This is a genomic window from Paenibacillus campinasensis, from assembly GCF_002272015.1.
Lineage (GTDB): Bacteria > Bacillota > Bacilli > Paenibacillales > Paenibacillaceae > Paenibacillus_AQ > Paenibacillus_AQ campinasensis.
This window is the reverse complement of the sequence record NZ_NPBY01000059.1, coordinates 50,476-68,817: the sequence shown is the minus strand read 5'-3', so window position 1 is coordinate 68,817 and position 18,342 is coordinate 50,476. Positions and strand designations below refer to the sequence as shown.

Sequence of the window (18,342 nt, the reverse complement as noted above, 5' to 3'; positions counted from 1 at the left end):
CGCATACCTATTCATACGTGCTAAAAAGACCTCGGGTTTCATATTTGGCCGATCTTCCTAAATCCCGCACTCATGTTCTTGTTCCCCGCAGGGAATGCTAAAGAACACGCGATTGTTCGCAATCATATAAAGGAGGGTTGAACTTCGATGGCTAGAAGATCCCGCAGACACAGATCTCCGGAAATGCAGCAATTCATGAACCAGGTGATGAAACAGGAAGGCTTTCATGTCGATCCGAGCGCACAGAAGGAAGTGAAATACGAAGTAGCCGATTCGTTGGGAATACCTCTGAAGCCTGCGGGCAACAGAGACCTCACAACCGAGCAAGCCGGCAAAATCGGCGGCAGGATCGGCGGCCCGATGGTCAGAGAGATGATCAGACGGGCCCAGGATGAACTGAGCAAATCTTAACCAACCGCTGTCCCGGCTATCAGCTGTCCCACATAACCAAGGCTGCGTTCTCTCTTATTCGATGAAGAAGCAGCCTTGTTCCCGGTTCTATTCTATGATTGGAATGATAGCTTTCATGCATGAAATCTTGCACCAGCTTCAAGAAACGGCCCTTCTACTCGCCTACCTTATCCCAAGGCGTCGGGCGGTCATAATACGTATCACACAACTTGAACTCACTCTCTTTGAAAAAACAGCCCGCGTCTTCCATTGTGTCGCGCACCGTCATTTTGGCTAAATCCATCATATTGTGATCGAGACTGAGGTGGGCCAGATAAGCCCGCTTCGTATCCCCGGTCAGCAGCTCGCTTAACGCTTCGCCTGCCGAATTGTTGGACAGATGGCCCATATCGCCAAGAATACGGCGCTTGGTGTTCCACGGATAACGTCCCATACGCAGCATCTCGATATCATGATTCGCCTCCAGCACCAGCACGTCAGAGCCGTCCAGCGCCTTCTTCACCTTATCACTGACATAGCCCAGATCTGTCGCAACGCCCAGCTTCTCATCCCCATCATAGAAACAGTAGCCGACCGGCGCTGCAGCGTCATGGGAAATCTCGAAGGGCTCTACCCGCAGACTGCCAAAATCCTTCACCTCATGGCTTTCCAGCACAATCCGGTTCTCCTCCGCAATCGCGCCAATCGACTTCTCCATGGCCTCCCATGTCTTCTCATTGGCATAGATCGGCAAGTTGTACTTGCGCGCCACTGCGCCAAGGCCGCGAATATGATCGGAATGCTCATGCGTGACCAGAATGCCGTCGATTTCTTCCCCCATGACTTCCCGTTCCTTCAGCAGCTCATTGATCCGCCGTGCGCTAAGGCCGGCATCAATCAGCAGCGTCGTATCCTCGTTGCGGACAATCGTTGCATTGCCCGTCGAGCCGCTCGACAGCACGGAAAATGAAATCCCCATAAGTCTGTTTACTCCTTTGTATCGCTTTTGGGCGTGAAGACATCTCCACTAATGCCCTGAACATAGATCATTTCTCCCGTATCCAGCGTAAACCGCCAGGTTGGCGCGGCCAGCTGGACCTCCGTATTAAACAATTGCCCATAGTAGCCGAGCTGGATATCCCTGACCACCGATTCCGGCGGGATAAAATTCCGCTCAATCAACGTTTCCAGCGCCTTCGATGCCGGAAGCACCTTCTGCTCCTCCACATCATCGGTAGGCTGTATATCGAACACAGGCTCATGATAGGCCTGAATTTTCTGCGATTCATGATAGAACTCAAGCTCCACATTGAACAGCGGCCACTCCTTGAGCACAAGCGGACGGAACACGAATACATTCTCCTTGTCCGACTGCGGATCATGGCGGTACTGATCCAGCTCTTCGACCTGGCCCTCCAGCGCGCTTCGCAGCTCCCGCTCATCAGCGTAGATCAGCTTCGTATCCACCGGGGTGTCCATCACCACCGGTTCCCTCTGCTCCTGCGCACTGAACGTATACGCGATCTTGGGCAGCTGCGGCGTCTCCGTCGGAATCGGGCTGAGCACCTGAATCCGGTTGTCCTCCATGATCCGCTGGGTGCTTGGCGACAGGGAGGTGAAGTCCAGACCGGAGCCGGCCTGTTCCCGATAATCAATCCAGAGCTGATAACCGAGCACCAGATTGAGCAGCAGAAAGGCGTATATCAGCACATTTTTGGCTCGTCCCCAGTCCATCTTCTTCCCTCCTTCACATATAGCTTAACCCTGCGTCCGGTCTCGGAAATTGGCGATTCGCCATCACTGGTTTCACTCCACAGCGGCGACCGTACGAATGCTGCCATTCTCCAGTCTTACCGCCCATACCGGCTTAAGCCGCACGCCATCGTCCAGGCTTTCCGGAACATAGGCCGGATCAATCGAAGCAATGGAAGCCATAGAGGCTTCGCCGACCAGTTCTTCAAGGCTTGCCGCCAGCTTCTCGCCGCCCGGCAATTTCACCACCTGCTTGGCCAGCGGCTCGTCCTGCAAGTACAAGAGCGAGCGTTCATAAGACGTGACCGTTCCCTGCTGCAGATCCAGCTCCATAACGCCAAATGGGAAAGCACGCGTATTCAGAATCGGATACCCGCCATAATACTGCTGGAATCCGACCTGGGTCCGGTCCTCGGATTCATCCGCCCAGCTCAGCCGGAAGATGCCGTTCCATCCGCCATGCTGATTCACGAAATCAATGGCAGACAGCACATCCTTCCCGGGGTTGCTCTCGCCCGACGGCGGCGCTGCCGGGTCCGTATAACTGATCCAGCTCTGGGCATGGTCTACCTGCAGGCTTCGCTTGCTGTCAGTGTAGATCTGGGAGCCATCCCGCTCCCGGATATTGCGCGTAATGCTCGGATCGAAGAACAGGCTCCGCTGCATCTGCTCAATCGTGTACATGCCAAGCGGCATGTCGACACGGATCATATCCATATCGGTACCGGGCAAATAATAGCCGCCATCGGTCAGCGTGTATGACATCCAGTTCTGGCCAAAATCCACCAGCTGCTGCACATCCTGCGGCGTCAAGTCGGCCTGTCCCGCCTCGTAGACGGCATCCCCTTTTGTACTGAAGAAGAGTACATGAATCTTGGGCTCCCCCTCCACGCTGTACAGCCACATCCGGTTGATGCTCTCGCCTTCAAACGTAGAATCCGGGCGAATCTGCATCACTCGCTGCAGCAGCCTGACCGGGACACCGGAATCGAAGCTCAGCTCGATACCCTGACTTTCCGACCGCAGCTTCTCCCAATCCATATTGGTCACCATGCGGCGCTGAAAGCTGTCAAAGGTGCGTCCCTTGAGCCGGGTGTAGATCAGGTTGTAGAACGTATCATTCGGATAGAAAATCGTATGCTTGCTCTCCCCCATATGGACGATCATTTTATCCGGGTACAGCAGATTTTCGGCTTTTTCCTCCGTCCCCATCTCCTCGGTGCGGATGTAGGCATTGGGGGACTGTACGGCCGAGTCGTTGCCCGGCAGACGATAGATGAGGAAGAAGCTCTGCACCAGACTGCTGACGACCAGCACGGTGAGCACAATCGTTTTGAGCCGCTCCTTCACGTCGCAGACCCCCCTTCGTCTTTCAGAGGCAGTGTAAAGGTGACGACGGTTCCTTTTTCAAGCTCAGACTGCAAGGATATGGAGCCCCCGTGGGCCCTTACAATTTCCCGGGCAATGGACAGGCCGAGTCCCGTCCCGCCGAGATTGCGCGTCCGGGCTTTGTCCACCCGGTAGAAGCGCTCGAAGATCCGGTCCAGATCCTTCTTCGGGATCCCCATCCCTGTATCCTTGACGGACAGCGAGAGCATTCCATCCTCGGTGATCGCCGCTCCCATCGTAATCGTTCCGCCATCAGGCGTATACTTCAGGGCGTTGGAGATCAGATTGTCCAGCACCTGGTCAATCCCGTCGCGGTCCAGCATGGCGGTGGGTACCCCCGGTTTGATCTCAATCAGCGTGCGAATGCGTTTCTGTTTCATTTGAAAAGAGAACCTGTCCTCTACATCCTCCAGCATTTCCAAAATATCCGTCGGCTCCTTATGCAGCGCCGCTTCCTTGGAATCCAGCCGCGACAGATGGAGCAGATCCGTGACCAGCCGGATCATCCGCTCCGTCTCATTCTGGATAACACCGACAAATCGCGGTCCCATCTGCTTATCTTCCAGCGCTCCGCTCTCCAGCGCTTCCGTATAGCTCTTGATCGTAGTCAGTGGCGTGCGCAGCTCATGCGATACATTGGCCACGAACTCCCGGCGCGAAGCCTCCAGCTTCTCCTGCTCGGTAACGTCCTGAAGCACCGCAATCGTGCCTGTAATGCCAATCTCCCGGCGATGAATCGGGGTGAACGTCACCCGCATCATCACCGGCTGGCCGCCCTCGCGCGGCACAAACTCCAGCAGCTTCGAGCCAACCTCGCCGCCTTGGGCGAGAGACTCGGCCTCCGGCTCTTCCAGCCCCAGCAGGGAGCTAATCTCGCGGCCAGCCAGCTCCTCGCCCTCCACGCCAAGCATTTCGCTGGCCCGGCGATTCATCAGGATCACGCGGCCAGCATCGTCGGTGGCGATCACGCCGTCGCTCATGTTGGTCAGAATGGAGGCAAGCTTCTCCTTCTCCTCCTCATTCTGTGACAGAGCCTCGCGCAGACGGCTTGTCATATAATTGAACGCCTGGCTGAGCTGGCCGATCTCATCACTGCCGAACACCGGCGTTTTCTCGGTGAAGCGGCCTTCGGCCACCGCACGGGCATGCCGGGTCAGCTCCTTGATCGGATGCGTGATCGTGTGCGACAGAATGACGCCAAGCACAGCGGTCAATCCCAGCGCCAGCAGAATCCCGGATATAAAAATATTGTTAATCCGCTGCATCGTGCCATACAGCTCGCTCATGCTCGCAACGATGTAGATGGCCCCTACGATTTTTTCGTTGTAGATGACCGGCTTGGCAACCACCTTTTTGCGGATGTTATCATCATCAATAATGTATTCCTCATTGTCCCTGATCCCTTGCAGCGCCCGGCTGACCACTGTCTGGGTGTTCTTCGTTCCCACATAATCCGCGTGTGTCGGCAGCGAGGTCGTCAGTACCCGCCCCGTTGAATCCAGCACCTGGATCTCAGCCCCGTTCAGGTTGAACAGATTGTTCACCATGACGCGCAGACTCTCCACCGGGTCATCCTCCGATTCATTCTCGCCGCCAAGCGTCTTGGCAGCCAGCACGGACATCAGCTCCGCCCGCTCCTGCAAATCCTTGGTGAAGTTGCTGGTGAGCGAGGTTTTCATCGCGCTGACAAAGTACACCCCGATCAATTGCATGGCAATCAAAATGAGCAGCACATAAATAATGATCACCTTCGCCTGGATTGTGCGGAAGAAGGACAGCCATTTCATTAGAGGCCTCCGTTTTTAGGGCTGCGCATCAAATAGCCAAGCCCCCGCCGGGTCAGAATATACTCCGGCTTGCTCGGATTCTCTTCGATCTTCTCGCGAAGGCGGCGAATCGTCACATCGACCGTCCGCACATCGCCGAAATATTCAAATCCCCACACCGCCTGCAACAGGTGCTCCCGGGTCATCACTTTGCCTGCATTTTTGGCCAAATAATAGACCAGTTCATACTCCCGGTGGGTCAGGTCCAGCGCTTCCCCGCCTTTATAGACGAGGTACATATCGGTATCAATAAACAGGTCAAACAGCCGCAGCCCCTGTCTCGTGTCATGAGCTTCCTCTGCTCGTCCCACACCGAAATCCGGCTTGTGCTGCCGGCGCATCTGCGCCTTCACGCGGGCCAGCAGCTCCCTGGTGCTGAACGGCTTGGTCACATAATCGTCCGCACCAAGCTCCAGTCCGAGCACCTTGTCGATCTCTCCGTCCTTGGCCGTCAGCATGATGATCGGGATCTGCAGGTTGGCGGCACGCACCTCACGGCACACGTCCATACCGTCTTTGCCGGGCAGCATCAGGTCGAGCAGCATCAAGTCCGGATGCCGCGTCAGCGCAATGTCAACCGCACTGATGCCGTCAAATGCGCAGATGACCTCATAGCCCTCTTTCTCCAGATTAAACTTTAAAATATCGGCAATGGGTTGTTCGTCATCCACCACCAGAATCGTTCCCTGCATACCTTTCACCTCATACCTTCACTTGAACGGTCTTCTTTTCATTTTACCACACCTAGGGCGCAGGTACACCCTACCACGGAAGCAGTTCCGGTCTGCCCGGCCGTACGGAAGGTGCTGGGCCATACCCGGGGACTCGCGGTGTTCTGGGGCGCTCATGTGGCTGGAGTATTGCCTTTCGCTGGGCTGGTCGTTCTGTCCGTCGCCGTTAACCGATATTGGAACCACAGGCGCCGAGTGTCCGTAAAACTAGATAAGACGTGTAAACGCAGGGCTGGACACTTAATCAGATGCTCTGGAGGCGATTTATATGGAAGTTGCCGGTATTTTTGTTATCCTGGTTTTCCTCCAAGCGGCCCTTCGCAGGCTGCTGGTGACCGAAAAGGTATCGCTATTCGATACCGAGGGAAGTGACAGCTATTTTCGCATATTAGTGTGTTTCATTGCTTTTGTAATCAGTATGATGGTTCTCGACTGGGGCGGAATCATCGACAAGGCGCTGGCTACCAAGCTGTGGCTGCTCGGGGGCACGGTGTTCCTCGGAGTAAAAAGATACATGGATAAGAAGTATATCCCGGAAACGAAGGAGCATGTCGTCACGACTTATCTGGTATCCCTAAGCGGGATAGTGACGTTATGGGTGCTGTTCCTATAAAGATGAGTTCCCGCTACCGCTGCCCTCCATCCCCAACTCCCGCTCCCCCAAGCAGGACCGCTTCCTTCTTTGGGGGACCGGCGCTTAAGCTTCCTGGATCAGCCAGCATGGTGACGGGGATGCCGCTGGCGGAGCGGGAGGAAATCAGCTTGGAGAATGCCTTTGGGAGCCCTTTGCCACTTCTGCCCGGATTCATTCAGCGCAAAGGGCGGACAACTGCAGGCGGAAAGATGAATTCCCGCTACGGCGGTCCTCCATCCCCGACCCCCTACCAGCTGCTTCCCGAAACATAAAGCAGGCCGCCCCAACAAAGGAGCGGCCTGCTTTACTGTTATGATATATGAAACCATAATGGCTTATGTCACATTGACGCTACAAGTATATCACAGATTTATAAATATTTCATCGGATTTTGCGGAACTCCATTTTTTTGAATTTCGAAATGGAGATGGATGCCGGTTGAGCGGCCTGTGCTGCCCATAACCCCGACTTTAGAGCCCTGCTGCAGAGACTGGCCATTACGCACGGAGATGCTGTTTAAATGGCCGTACAGGGTTCTGTAGCCGTTGCCGTGATCGACGATGACCACCTTGCCATATCCGCTCTGCTCGCCTGCAAATACCACTTTACCGGCGGCCGAAGCCTTGATGGTCCGATTGCCCACAATATCGATCCCGTCATGGGATCTTCCCCAGCGGCTGCCGAAGGAGCTGGTCACCCTTGCTCCGCTGACCGGCCAAGCGAACTGCTTGCTGCTTGACGCTTGGACCGCAGGCGCGGCAGGTTTCTCAACCTTCGTGCCTTTGTAGACGACCTCCGGCAGCGCTTCCTGCACCACCTCTTGGCCGAGCCACTGCTTGGCCACGACCTGGCCGTTCTCCTTGGTCACTGAATAGTTGACCACCTTCACACCGTCACGCCCGGGGCGCACGACCTTGCGCGTGCCCTTCGGAAGCTCATCGCTCTCGCGAACGATGATCTCCGGCTTGCTCGGCTGTTTCTCGGTGACTGTTTCCACCGTTCGTACCGTAATCGGCGCTTCCGGCTTGGTCAATCGCAGCTCGGAGCCGATCTGCACATACTTTTCCTCAACTTCCGGGTTCAGCGCCATCACTTCCGCACTCGTCATCCCGTATTGCTGTGCGATCGAGGAGATGGTGTCTCCCTCTTTCACCGTGTAGATGACTGGCTGATCCTTCGTATCTGTCAGCACCTGGACAGCGGCCTCCACATCCAGCACTTCCTCCGGACTCGCCTTCGTTCTGGCCAGCTCGATGCTCTCCTTAATGTTAACCGACTTCAGTTCACTGCCCTCGGATGCCTTGTTGTCCGATGAAGCGGACGCCGAGACCTTGGTGAACTTGACTTGGCTCGTCTCTACCTGAGCTGCATCCGGCGCATACTTGAGCTTTGCAGCTTCCAGCGCTGCCTGTGCCGTCTCCTGATCCTTCACGACCGCCACCGTCTCGCCGTTCACCTTCAGCTCCACACCGCGCGCGTAGGCCTGCAGCATACCGTCCAGTTTCTGAAGCGTCTGCTCACTGTCAATCTCCGGCTTGTATCCACGGTCCGCTCTCGTTGTGATGCCTTCGGTCTGCAGCACCATGAACGTGCCCGGATACTTGTCCTGATATTCCTTCTGCTTAGCCTCAAATAGCTGATCGAGCTGGGCGTCATCCTCGATGGCGCCCACATGCTTGCCATCAACATATACATGATAGTAGGGGATTGTATTTGCATTAACGTAGGCTTTGCTTGTTGTATAAATTGAGCCGGCGATGATGATTGCTCCAGCCGTGATCCAGACCCACTTGCTTTGCTTAGCCCACCACCCGCGACGTTCGGGATGGGATGGCGATTTCGAAGCACTGCCGGACGCCTGAGGCTCCGCAGAGCTTTGAGCTTCCTTTTTGAGCAGGGCGCTGTCTTTCCACCACGATCCTTTGAAACCTCTCATGTCCCTCTCCTTTGAGTGTCATTTCTAATCCGAATGATTATGTAAGTTGGCACATCATTCTTTAAAAGGTATCAAAATTTTAACCTTTTTGATCTCCGTTTACTTTAGCACAGGCACAAACCTTTTTTCAAGTTCCGACAGAATGCGAAAAACCCGCGCCAGGCGCGGGTCTCATAAATTTTCCCATTTTACAAAGTATTCGATTTGGTGACAAAATCGTGACAACGCATCCGAAAACACGGAATGATCGTCTATTCCTGCAGCTTGGTCAGCAATCGGTCGAATTCTTCCTCATTCAAGTATTTGGATACAATCTGCTCGATTTCCTCCAGCTCTGCGGTCGTCAGTCCGTTCTCCATCGCCTCGGATATTTTTTGCATTTCCGCTTGCGGAAGCCGCTGCATCAGGATCAGGAAGATCTCCTCTTTGTCCTCCACAGGCAAGCTGTCCTTCTTATCCACAATATCATTCGGCGTCATCACAAGCTGCTCATTCTCCAGCCCTGAGTCTTCAGATCGGCTATCAACACCGCCCATGACCGGGAGTGAATTGTCTGGAGGCTGATCTTCATCAGTGACCTCGCCCTGGCCTTCTGTCGCGGTGGACTCCTCTTCCTCCAGCTGACCCGTCGCCCCGCCATTTCCATCCCCCTCAGGGGTCGACTGCCCTGCCGTATGTGAGGACGGATCGTTAGCATCACCCCGGCCGCTGTCCGCGGCGTTCTGGACCGGCGATTCCGCGTTCTTCTTCTCCGAGGCCCCCCGATCACCCAGCATGCTTTGCATCATCGTGCTTAAACCGAAAGGCTGCCCCTCCAGTTGAATATTAAAACTCGCAAGCAGAGACTGAATATAAGCATTGACGACGAACCCCGTCGTCATAATGGTTAAGAAACTGACCAAAATAGCAGACAAACATAGCTTGAGCAGCCATTTTAACATATTCATCAGGACTTCCTCCTTCTATCCCACCCTCTCATCATCAAAACCGGGCCACTCTATGATCCGATTCTCTCTTGTTCCAGTATTGACGGGATCTCATAGGTTCAGTCTCCGACTTTCATATTTTCTCGAAAAAAGAAGGGGAAGCCGCATGAAGAAAAAGCCTGCCGATCCCGGCAGGCTTCCATCTGTATGTTTATTCAATTCTATTATTCGTAAATCGGCAGCACCTGATTCGTCTGCTCACGGTTGCGTCCCACGGAGAAGATCGCAATCGGAATGCCCGTCAGCTCCGACACGCGCTCCACATAGCGGCGCGTATTAGCCGGGAGATCATCCAGTGTCTTCGCGCCTGTAATGTCCTCGCTCCAGCCCGGAAGCTCTTCATATATGGCCTCACACTCAGCCAGCATCTTCAAGCTGGAAGGATAGTGGCTAATCTCTTCGCCGCGATAGCGATACGCGGTGCAGATTTTGACCGTTTCCAGCCCGCTGAGCACGTCGAGCGAGTTCAGCGACAGGCCGGTAATCCCGCTCACGCGGCGAGCATGACGGACAACGACGCTGTCGAACCAGCCGACACGGCGCGCACGGCCGGTTACGGTGCCGTATTCATGGCCTTTTTCACGGATATAATCGCCGATCTCATTGTTTAGCTCGGTTGGGAACGGACCGTCACCCACACGGGTCGTGTAGGATTTCGCTACCCCGATCACCTGCTGGATCTTCGACGGGCCAACGCCGGAGCCGATACATACCCCGCCCGCAGACGGATTGGAGGACGTCACAAACGGATAGGTCCCCTGGTCGATGTCCAGCATGACGCCCTGCGCGCCTTCGAACAGCACCTTCTTGTTATCGTCAATCGCATCGTTAAGCACCACGGAGGTATCCCGTACATACGGACGGATGGCTTCCGCATAACCGAGGTATTGCTCCAGAATCTCTTCTACATCCAGGGCTTCCCCGCCGTATACCTGGGTGATCACTTGATTCTTCTCCTTCACCATATGGCGAAGTCTCAGTTCGAACTCTTCCGGGTCCATCAGATCCGAGATGCGGATGCCGTTACGCGCCGCCTTATCCATATAACAAGGACCGATCCCCTTGCGCGTTGTACCGATCTTGTTCGGTCCCTTCCGATCTTCCTCCAGCGCATCCAGCACCATGTGATAAGGCATAATGACGTGCGCGCGGTCACTGATGACCAGATTGTCGGTTGTAAAGCCATTGTCATGAATATATTGAATCTCTTCGATCAGCGCAGCCGGATTTACTACCATGCCGTTGCCGATGACACAGATCTTATCTTTATAGAAAACTCCGGATGGAATCAAGCTAAGCTTGAATTTTTTGCCGTCAATCAGAATGGTGTGGCCGGCATTGTTGCCGCCTTGGTAACGGGCGACCACGTCAGCGCTTTCCGCCAAATAATCCGTGATCTTCCCTTTCCCTTCATCTCCCCATTGCGTTCCCACAACGACTACCGTTGACATATTCATTCCTCCGTCGGTGTTCATACACCCTGTATTATTCCTTGACTCTCTCCCTTTATGATAAGGGCATGATAAAAAAGACCATCAGTCAAACATCACTGCACTAAAGCAGCAATATCAGTGTAACAGCCCCAATTTTCAAAGTCAAATACAAAAGCGAACAATTCCACTATCCAATTTATGATTGTTCGGAATTAGGACAAGAACAGGACACTGAATCCGTTAACTCTCAGGTAAACGACCTTGAATACTCGCAATCTTACAGCCCGCGGCACATATGAACCATCGAGAACACACAAAAAAGCCGCAAGGTTGAATCACCCTGCGGCAAATGCATCAGCATGTGTACGTTCATAGTTGACGAATTTATTGAAGTTCTTCAGGAAGACCAGCTCCACGGTGCCGACCGGACCGTTACGCTGCTTGGCGATGATGATCTCGATGATGTTCTTTTTCTCCGTTTCCTGGTTGTAATAATCATCCCGGTACAGGAACGCCACGATGTCGGCGTCCTGCTCGATCGAGCCGGATTCCCGAAGGTCACTCATCATCGGACGCTTGTCCTGACGCTGCTCCACGCCCCGGCTGAGCTGGGACAGCGCAATGACCGGCACTTCCAGTTCCCGCGCAATCTGCTTCAGTGTACGGGAAATTTCGGACACTTCCTGCTGCCGGTTCTCCCCCGGCTTGCCGCGCCCGTGAATGAGCTGCAGGTAATCGATCAGAATCATGCCAAGGCCCTTCTCTTTCTTGAGGCGGCGGCACTTCGCCCGGATGTCCGCTACCGTGACGCCCGGGGTATCGTCAATGTAAATTTCCGCTTCAGACAGGGCGGCAATGCCCATCGTCAGCTTCGACCAATCCTCGTCGCCCTTGAAATCCCCGTTCCGCATAACGCCGGCATCCAGGTTGGCCTCCGCACAGATCATCCGCTGTACGAGCTGCGGCGCAGACATCTCCAGACTGAAGATGGCAACCGTCTCCTTCGCCCGGATCGCCACATTCTGGGCGATATTCAAGGCGAAGGCCGTCTTCCCGACCGATGGACGGGCGGCTACGATGATCAAGTCACTGCGCTGGAATCCGCTGGTCATCTTGTCTAGGTCTACGAATCCCGACGGAATGCCCGTCGTGCTTCCCCGGTTCTGATGCAGCGTCTCCACCTTCTCGAACACTTCCATCAGCACATCCCGGATCGCGATAAAGCCGCTTCCCGTACGGCGGTTCGAGATTTCCAGGATGCGCCGCTCGGCTTCGCTCAACAGTGAACCGACGTCATCCCCGCCGGTATAGCCCTCGCTGACGATTTGCGTCGCTGTCCGGATCAGACGCCGCAGCATCGATTTCTCCTCGATAATCTGGGCGTAGTAGTCGACGTTCGCAGCTGTCGGTACCGCGTGGGCCAGCTTCGCCAGATAGCTGACGCCGCCCACTTCCTCCAGCTGGCCTTTATCCTGAAGCCTGGAGGTGAGAGTCACCAAATCGATCGGCTGATTCTCTTCCCCGAGCTGAACCATCACTTCGTAGATCATCTGGTGCGTCTTGTCGTAGAAGTCCTCGCTCTGCACCCGTTCCATCGCCGTGATCAGCGCTTCGCTCTGCAGCAGGATGGCGCCCAGCACCGCCTGCTCCGCCTCCAGGTTTTGCGGAGGCACCCGATCGAAATAGAGTTCTCCCCCCATGCTTATTCCTCCGTAATTTGAACCTTGAGCGTCGCTTTGACCTCAGGATGCAGTTTCACCGGCACCTGTGTTACGCCAAGCGTGCGGATCGGCTCACCCAGTTCAATTTTGCGTTTGTCGATTTTAATCTTCTGCTCAGCCAACGCTTCGGCAATCTGCTTGCTCGTAATGGCGCCGAACAATCGTCCGCCCTCGCCGGCTTTTGCTTTCAGCACAACGGTCATCTCATCCAGCTTCTTGCCGAGCTGCGCCGCTTCTTCCTTCTCTTCCGCCTTCCGCTTCTGTTCGGAGGCATTTTGCTGCTGCAAAGTCTTCATATTGCCTTCCGTCGCCGGACGAGCGATGCCGCGCGGGAACAGGAAATTCGTTGCATAGCCTTCCGAGACCTCTTTAACCTCGCCTTTCTTGCCTTGACCCTTCATATCTTTGATAAAAATGACTTTCATTCGAATAACCCCTCTTTCGCTTCAATGTCTGCCAGTACTTCCAGCAGCCTCTCCTCTGCTTCCTCCAGCGTCGTATTCAGCTGGACTGCGGCGTTCGTTAAGTGTCCGCCACCGCCCAGCCGCTCCATGATGACCTGGACATTGAGCTTTCCCATCGAGCGGGCACTGATGCCGATTCGGCCGTCAGGACGCTCGCTAATGACGAATGAAGCTTGAACATCGGTCATATTCAGCAATAAATCTGCCACCTGAGCTATAAGCAGCTGCGGAATCTTCTCCCCGCTCTTCGAGACTGCAAGTGCGATATGTTCATATACCATTCTAGCATGCTTCACGATTTCTGCCTTGGCAATGAATTCCGTCAAATCCTCCTTCATCACCCGCTGGATCATCATCGTGTCGGCACCATGCCGCCGCAGGAAACCGGCCGCCTCAAACGTGCGGGACCCGGTGTGCAGCGCATAATGCTTCGTATCAACCGTAATACCCGCCAGGATCGCCGTGGCCTCCAGCGGCGTCAGCGATACGCGGTCGTGGATATACTGCAGCACTTCGGTCACCAGCTCACAGGTTGACGACGCATAGGGCTCAAGATATATGAGCACCGCATCGTTAATAAACTCCTCGCCCCGGCGATGGTGGTCCATAACGACCACCCGGCTGGCTCGCTCCACCAGACGCGGCTCCATCGTCATCGACGCCTTATGCGTATCCACAACGACGAGCAAGGAGTGCTCGCTGAGCAGCTGCATCGCTTGTTCCGGGGAGATGAACCGGTCCATGAGCGCCTCGTCCTTGCGCACCTCGCTCATCAAACGCTGGATGGACGGGTTCAGTCCCTCCAGCACGATGAATGCCTCAACATTGTACAGCTGTGCCGCTTTCAGGACACCGATGGAAGCTCCGATCACGTCCATATCCGGCAGCTTATGCCCCATAATGATGACGCGATCGCTCTCCTGCATCAGATCGCGCAGCGCATGGGAAATGACCCGCGCCCGGACCCTGGTCCGCTTCTCCACCGCATTGGATTTGCCTCCGTAGAAGGAGAGGCGTTGCCCAGCCTTCACAGCGGCCTGATCCCCGCCCCGTCCAAGCGCCATATCGAGACTGGACTGGGCTAGCTGACCCAGCTCGGTGATATCGTCCGAGCCGAAGGCCAGCCCCACGCTCAAGGTGAGCGGCACCTTCAGCTCCGCTGTCATCTCCCGGACCTCGTCCAGAATCACGAAACGGCTGTTCTCGAGCGCATCCAGCGAACGCTTGTTCAGCATCATCAGATAGCGGTCAGACGACAGTCTGCGCAGGTATACGTTGAACTCGCGCGCCCAATCCGTAATTTCGCTGGTCACCTTGGCAATGAGTGCGGTCCGCTGCTGGTCATCCATTCCTTGCGAAGCCTCGTCCATGTTGTCCATCATAATAATCCCGAGCGCCAGCCGCTCTTCTTCGTATCGTTGACGAAGCACGGCCAGCTCGGTAATCTCGTCCAGATAGATTAGACGTTCCTCCGGAATAACTGTCGCTTCGTAATGCTTGTCCTCATGCGCGATTTCCAGCCGGAACCTCTCGGGCGCAGGCTCCTTGCCATCCTTGGCATCACGCATCGATGTGCTCAGCTGCGGAAACAGTTCGTTCAATGACTGCCCGACCAGCTTCTCGTGAGGAAACATGTTCAGCACGAACTGATTATGCCACTCCACCGTCTTGTCTTCGCTGTATAGCACAATGCCGATTGGAAGAGCGCTGATGGCTTCGCCCTCGACCCTCTGAATACGAAAGGACAGCTCGCCGATGTAATCCACCAGCTCCCGGCGGAATTTCATCTCTGCCTTCAGCATCGTGTAGCCGCCAACCACCGCCAGCAGCAATGCGATGATGCCGAGAATCGTATTATAGTAAGACAGCAGGATCACTAGCAGGAGTACCAGTGCGAACGCCCAAACGGTATGATAGCCGTGCCAGCGTTTCTGCAGAAATTTAGGCATGACTGATCACCCTATCTTTTGTTTTTACTGATCGCTTGACGAAGTGGAAACGCCAGGTCTATGATGCCGACAATGATCGCCGGTGGAAACAGGACAATCGGAATAGCCGTCAACAGCGGAATGACGGGGTGCCACTTTTTCTCATGGGCGAGGAAATAGAAGAATCCCAGCGCCTGAATCATGAAACAGATCTGCAGCAGCGGCATCGCGTTGGCTACAATCAAATGCATAAAGTTGTTGTCCGAATCTCGGATAGCCAAGCTTATGAAAAAAATAAGCAGGTAATACCAGAGCAAGGAGCGCGGCATCATCCACTCTCTAGCCGGCTTCAACCGGGGTACGGACAGCCCCATGCTGTTCAAGGTCGGACGGGCCAGCGCATGCGTAACCACCGTCATCAGGAACGCGCTGATAATCATCGCAAACGGCACCAGCTGCATCGTTCTGTCCTTTAATGCGGCGGTGTCTGCCTCTGTCCAGAACTGGCTGCCCAGACTGCTGTTCACACCCATTTCTGTCAGCGGAGCTGTGGTCATCTGTACGATCTCATCCACATACCGCGACAAACTCAACTCGAAGAAGGTTGTGCTTACCATCAGCAGGACAAGCATCTCAAGCAGCAGGACTGCGATCCCGTATTTGAGCACCTGCATCGCCGGTCTTCTTTTGCGGTACAAGTACCCGAACACAAGTCCCGGTATTAAGAAATACAGCGCCAGCAACAGGAAAAACGGTTCAATCAACATCGCAATAATCCATACTGGTGCGATGTGCACAATAAATGATCTAGTATCTAACGCCGTAAACAGAATCGCAACCGGCAGAACGAGCAAAAATGCGGTCACGATCGAAAATGGTGTTACAAGCGAAAGCAGCAGCAACAGATAGATGATGCTCCAAGCCGCTGTAGTCCAGCGAAGTTTCAATATGTTCACCTCTTACGCAAATGTTCTTCTAGCGCGGATATGTCCTGGTACCAATCCTCAAGCTGGTGACCTTCCTGCTTATGCTTTTTCAATTTCTCCAATAAGAGACTGTCTAAATCCCGATACGACATGCCCAGCCTGCGCCCTAGTATGTAGGAGCTCATCATCAGGCTTGCCAAACTGTCTGCAACCTTGGTGGTACTTCCTTCCCATAAAGCTTTGAACAACCGGGATACATTGTCAATCACTTCCGTTTTGAGCCATTCAATGACTTTGGCCCGTTTGGCTACATCCAAGTCTTTCGGCATATTTGACATCCCCATCTCTCCCCGAAAAAGCTTTATTCTCCATTATAGCACAAAAAAATCCCACTCACACAAAGCCCCCCGGCCCCGGATGCATAAGCCTCACTTCCTGCAATCCGCAAATAAATAGGACGTGCATCCCGCCATCACTCGCGGTTACACGCCCCTGCCGGTACAACTGCCGGCTTCTTACGAAGCTCCCTGCGGCTCAACCGTCTCCTTGGACACAAAACGTTCGCAATATTCAATAATCAGGCTGCGGCGGACGATGCCGATAAACCGGTTCATATCGTCCACAACCGGCACAAAGTTCTGCACCTTCGCCAGATTGATCAAATCCTCCATGTTGGCGTCGATCGACACCGGCTTAATATCCATTCGAAACGGGACATCCTTAAGCACAAACTTTGAAGCGTTCTCAAAAGTAATCTTGCCGCCGGAGTTCTTCATATGCCACAGCAGGTCCCCTTCGGTTACCGTGCCGGCATACTCCCCGTTATCATTCAGTACAGGCACAGCCGTGTACCTGTGGTATTCCATCCGCTCCAGCGTCTGCCTGAGCGTGGAATCAAGCGTTAAACAAATCACGTCTTGTTTCGGTAATAGAAAGAACGCGATATTCATTCTGTTATCCTCCTTATGACCTTTGCCAAAAGCCATTTTACCCTTATACCCATACATACGTTGCTGGAGGCAATTCCCATTCATCGGGGACACAAAATCAGCAGCCAATTCCGGACTGCTGAATCACTATTATTGGAATGACACGCGAATCCGCCGATCCGGTCCGGCCGGAGGCGGCGGAGCGCAGTCATATTTGTACATCCGCATCGCGCGGTTTCAGCAGCTGATCCGCCTTCGTATCGGGATTCATCCAGTTGTCAATCAACGCCCGGGCTTCGCGAACATCCTCCAGGTCGGGATCGTTGTAGTAAATGCCGCCAATCCGCATCCCGTCACCCATAATCGTAAAGCTGGTCATATCGACCTTGCCCCCGGTCAGCATCTGTTTGGCCAGATCAATGATAAATTTAGGCTGCATATCGGTCTGGAAGTTGTCTCCCATAATCTCGATCAATTCCGGAACCTTGCCAATCTGGTCAGGCTGTCTGAGCCGCTTGGCGGCCACATCGAGAAACACCTGCTGACGCTTGGCCCGGTTAAAATCGCTATCCTCCCGATATCTTACATAGTTCAAAGCCTCTTCCCCGTTATATATCGGTTTGTTGGCTTCTATCGTGAACTTCTCGTGATCTCTTCCCTTATTGACAATATCCTTGCCGATCGGCAGCGCCACGCCGCCCATCGCATCAACAACATCTTTCAAACCCTGGAAATTAATCGATGCGTAATAATCAATCCTCTTATCCAGGAAAGCCTCCATCGTGTCCTTGGCCATCTGGTGGCCTCCAAAGGCAAACGCATGCGTAATCTTATCCTTGCTGCCACGCCCGATAATGTCGGTGTACGTGTCGCGTGGAACCGATATGAGCAATACCTTGGATTCTTTCGGACGCACAACAGCATAGATCATCGTGTCTGAACGGGCAGGTTCATTCTCGCGCTGGTCGCTTCCCAGCAGCATGACCGAGAACGGCTTGCTCTGAAGCATCACCGGATCGGGCGCTTGACTACCTTCGAGCGGCTTATACGACCGCTGCAAGGAGTTCTCAACCTCTTCTGCCATGAACAGATCGAACGCCATCACCGCTAGCTGGGTTCGGAACATCCATGCGGTTGCACCCGCAACCAGCAGGACAGCAAGGGTAATATATATTGTTTTCCTCTTCATGAGTCAGATTCCTTCTTTATATATGAAAATATTTATTTATCCTTTTCCAAGAGCCAGGCATCGGCGGGAAGAGGGCGCTAACCTCCCTTTTACTATTAAACGGGACGC

At 54.2% G+C, this 18,342-nt stretch carries 18 protein-coding genes; 3 read left to right on the top strand and 15 right to left on the bottom strand.

The annotated features are described in order from the left end of the window. The first annotated feature begins 147 nt into the window (after window positions 1-147). Window positions 148-411: an alpha/beta-type small acid-soluble spore protein gene (locus CHH67_RS18530; protein WP_176475600.1), complete on the top strand. Its 264-nt coding sequence runs from the start codon at window positions 148-150 to the stop codon at window positions 409-411. Window positions 412-565: 154 nt separating this feature from the next. On the opposite strand, the gene CHH67_RS18525 is transcribed toward CHH67_RS18530, so the two are convergent. The 5 genes from CHH67_RS18525 to yycF form a co-directional block, all read right to left on the bottom strand. Further along, window positions 566-1,369, bottom strand: coding sequence for an MBL fold metallo-hydrolase (locus CHH67_RS18525; RefSeq protein WP_095266693.1), 804 nt, complete (start codon window positions 1,367-1,369; stop codon window positions 566-568). An 8-nt stretch (window positions 1,370-1,377) separates the two neighbouring features. Beyond that, complete coding sequence (yycI, locus tag CHH67_RS18520) at window positions 1,378-2,124, bottom strand: two-component system regulatory protein YycI (protein ID WP_095266691.1); 747 nt, start codon at window positions 2,122-2,124, stop codon at window positions 1,378-1,380. Between the two features lie 72 nt (window positions 2,125-2,196). Next, a complete protein-coding gene (locus tag CHH67_RS18515) occupies window positions 2,197-3,492 on the bottom strand; it encodes a YycH family regulatory protein (RefSeq protein WP_095266690.1) in 1,296 nt (431 codons plus the stop codon). Continuing rightward, a complete protein-coding gene (gene walK / locus CHH67_RS18510) occupies window positions 3,489-5,318 on the bottom strand; it encodes a cell wall metabolism sensor histidine kinase WalK (protein WP_095266688.1) in 1,830 nt (609 codons plus the stop codon). The genes CHH67_RS18515 and walK overlap by 4 nt, the downstream gene beginning before the upstream one ends. Then, the gene (yycF, locus tag CHH67_RS18505; RefSeq protein WP_095266687.1) at window positions 5,318-6,049 is read right to left on the bottom strand and encodes a response regulator YycF; all 732 of its coding nucleotides are present in this window, start codon (window positions 6,047-6,049) and stop codon (window positions 5,318-5,320) included. Before yycF ends, walK begins: the two co-directional genes overlap by 1 nt. A 307-nt stretch (window positions 6,050-6,356) precedes the next feature. Here yycF and CHH67_RS18500 point away from each other — a divergent pair, with 307 nt between their 5' ends. Together CHH67_RS18500 and CHH67_RS18495 are read left to right on the top strand one after the other, a co-directional pair. Beyond that, window positions 6,357-6,701 (top strand): DUF4181 domain-containing protein, encoded by a 345-nt coding sequence (locus CHH67_RS18500; protein ID WP_095266685.1) that lies wholly within the window; start codon window positions 6,357-6,359, stop codon window positions 6,699-6,701. A 107-nt stretch (window positions 6,702-6,808) separates the two neighbouring features. Then, window positions 6,809-6,994, top strand: coding sequence for a hypothetical protein (locus tag CHH67_RS18495; RefSeq protein WP_095266683.1), 186 nt, complete (start codon window positions 6,809-6,811; stop codon window positions 6,992-6,994). A 98-nt stretch (window positions 6,995-7,092) separates the two neighbouring features. On the opposite strand, the gene CHH67_RS18490 is transcribed toward CHH67_RS18495, so the two are convergent. The 10 genes from CHH67_RS18490 to CHH67_RS18445 form a co-directional block, all read right to left on the bottom strand. After that, complete coding sequence (locus tag CHH67_RS18490) at window positions 7,093-8,658, bottom strand: peptidoglycan DD-metalloendopeptidase family protein (protein ID WP_095266682.1); 1,566 nt, start codon at window positions 8,656-8,658, stop codon at window positions 7,093-7,095. Between the two features lie 251 nt (window positions 8,659-8,909). Next, complete coding sequence (locus CHH67_RS18485) at window positions 8,910-9,605, bottom strand: hypothetical protein (protein ID WP_095266681.1); 696 nt, start codon at window positions 9,603-9,605, stop codon at window positions 8,910-8,912. Window positions 9,606-9,808: 203 nt separating this feature from the next. Then, window positions 9,809-11,095: an adenylosuccinate synthase gene (locus CHH67_RS18480; protein ID WP_095266680.1), complete on the bottom strand. Its 1,287-nt coding sequence runs from the start codon at window positions 11,093-11,095 to the stop codon at window positions 9,809-9,811. A gap of 317 nt (window positions 11,096-11,412) precedes the next feature. Further along, window positions 11,413-12,777, bottom strand: a complete 1,365-nt coding sequence (gene dnaB / locus CHH67_RS18475) for a replicative DNA helicase (protein ID WP_095266679.1) — start codon at window positions 12,775-12,777, stop codon at window positions 11,413-11,415. A gap of 2 nt (window positions 12,778-12,779) precedes the next feature. Further along, window positions 12,780-13,223, bottom strand: a complete 444-nt coding sequence (gene rplI / locus CHH67_RS18470; RefSeq protein ID WP_095266678.1) for a 50S ribosomal protein L9 — start codon at window positions 13,221-13,223, stop codon at window positions 12,780-12,782. Beyond that, a complete protein-coding gene (locus tag CHH67_RS18465; RefSeq protein ID WP_095266677.1) occupies window positions 13,220-15,211 on the bottom strand; it encodes a DHH family phosphoesterase in 1,992 nt (663 codons plus the stop codon). The genes rplI and CHH67_RS18465 overlap by 4 nt, the downstream gene beginning before the upstream one ends. An 11-nt stretch (window positions 15,212-15,222) precedes the next feature. Further along, entirely contained in the window at window positions 15,223-16,146 is a 924-nt protein-coding gene (locus CHH67_RS18460) for a DUF2232 domain-containing protein (RefSeq protein WP_244908248.1), read from the bottom strand. Further along, the gene (locus CHH67_RS18455; RefSeq protein ID WP_176475605.1) at window positions 16,143-16,445 is read right to left on the bottom strand and encodes a MazG-like family protein; all 303 of its coding nucleotides are present in this window, start codon (window positions 16,443-16,445) and stop codon (window positions 16,143-16,145) included. Before CHH67_RS18455 ends, CHH67_RS18460 begins: the two co-directional genes overlap by 4 nt. 186 nt (window positions 16,446-16,631) lie before the next feature. Continuing rightward, window positions 16,632-17,066, bottom strand: coding sequence for a CBS domain-containing protein (locus CHH67_RS18450; RefSeq protein ID WP_095266674.1), 435 nt, complete (start codon window positions 17,064-17,066; stop codon window positions 16,632-16,634). Window positions 17,067-17,253: 187 nt separating this feature from the next. Continuing rightward, entirely contained in the window at window positions 17,254-18,234 is a 981-nt protein-coding gene (locus CHH67_RS18445; RefSeq protein WP_095266673.1) for an LCP family protein, read from the bottom strand. Between the last annotated feature and the right edge of the window lie 108 nt (window positions 18,235-18,342).

Bases quoted from the DNA above. Each gene is read 5' to 3' on its own strand.
- yycI (WP_095266691.1), bottom strand. From the start codon at position 2,124: ATGGACTGGGGACGAGCCAAAAATGTGCTGATATACGCCTTTCTGCTG.
- CHH67_RS18495 (WP_095266683.1), top strand. From the start codon at position 6,809: ATGGTGACGGGGATGCCGCTGGCGGAGCGGGAGGAAATCAGCTTGGAG.
- CHH67_RS18525 (WP_095266693.1), bottom strand. From the start codon at position 1,369: ATGGGGATTTCATTTTCCGTGCTGTCGAGCGGCTCGACGGGCAATGCA.
- rplI (WP_095266678.1), bottom strand. From the start codon at position 13,223: ATGAAAGTCATTTTTATCAAAGATATGAAGGGTCAAGGCAAGAAAGGC.
- CHH67_RS18465 (WP_095266677.1), bottom strand. From the start codon at position 15,211: ATGCCTAAATTTCTGCAGAAACGCTGGCACGGCTATCATACCGTTTGG.
- CHH67_RS18455 (WP_176475605.1), bottom strand. From the start codon at position 16,445: ATGCCGAAAGACTTGGATGTAGCCAAACGGGCCAAAGTCATTGAATGG.
- CHH67_RS18480 (WP_095266680.1), bottom strand. From the start codon at position 11,095: ATGTCAACGGTAGTCGTTGTGGGAACGCAATGGGGAGATGAAGGGAAA.
- CHH67_RS18450 (WP_095266674.1), bottom strand. From the start codon at position 17,066: ATGAATATCGCGTTCTTTCTATTACCGAAACAAGACGTGATTTGTTTA.
- CHH67_RS18530 (WP_176475600.1), top strand. From the start codon at position 148: ATGGCTAGAAGATCCCGCAGACACAGATCTCCGGAAATGCAGCAATTC.
- dnaB (WP_095266679.1), bottom strand. From the start codon at position 12,777: ATGGGGGGAGAACTCTATTTCGATCGGGTGCCTCCGCAAAACCTGGAG.
- CHH67_RS18500 (WP_095266685.1), top strand. From the start codon at position 6,357: ATGGAAGTTGCCGGTATTTTTGTTATCCTGGTTTTCCTCCAAGCGGCC.
- CHH67_RS18445 (WP_095266673.1), bottom strand. From the start codon at position 18,234: ATGAAGAGGAAAACAATATATATTACCCTTGCTGTCCTGCTGGTTGCG.
- CHH67_RS18485 (WP_095266681.1), bottom strand. From the start codon at position 9,605: ATGAATATGTTAAAATGGCTGCTCAAGCTATGTTTGTCTGCTATTTTG.
- yycF (WP_095266687.1), bottom strand. From the start codon at position 6,049: ATGCAGGGAACGATTCTGGTGGTGGATGACGAACAACCCATTGCCGAT.
- walK (WP_095266688.1), bottom strand. From the start codon at position 5,318: ATGAAATGGCTGTCCTTCTTCCGCACAATCCAGGCGAAGGTGATCATT.
- CHH67_RS18490 (WP_095266682.1), bottom strand. From the start codon at position 8,658: ATGAGAGGTTTCAAAGGATCGTGGTGGAAAGACAGCGCCCTGCTCAAA.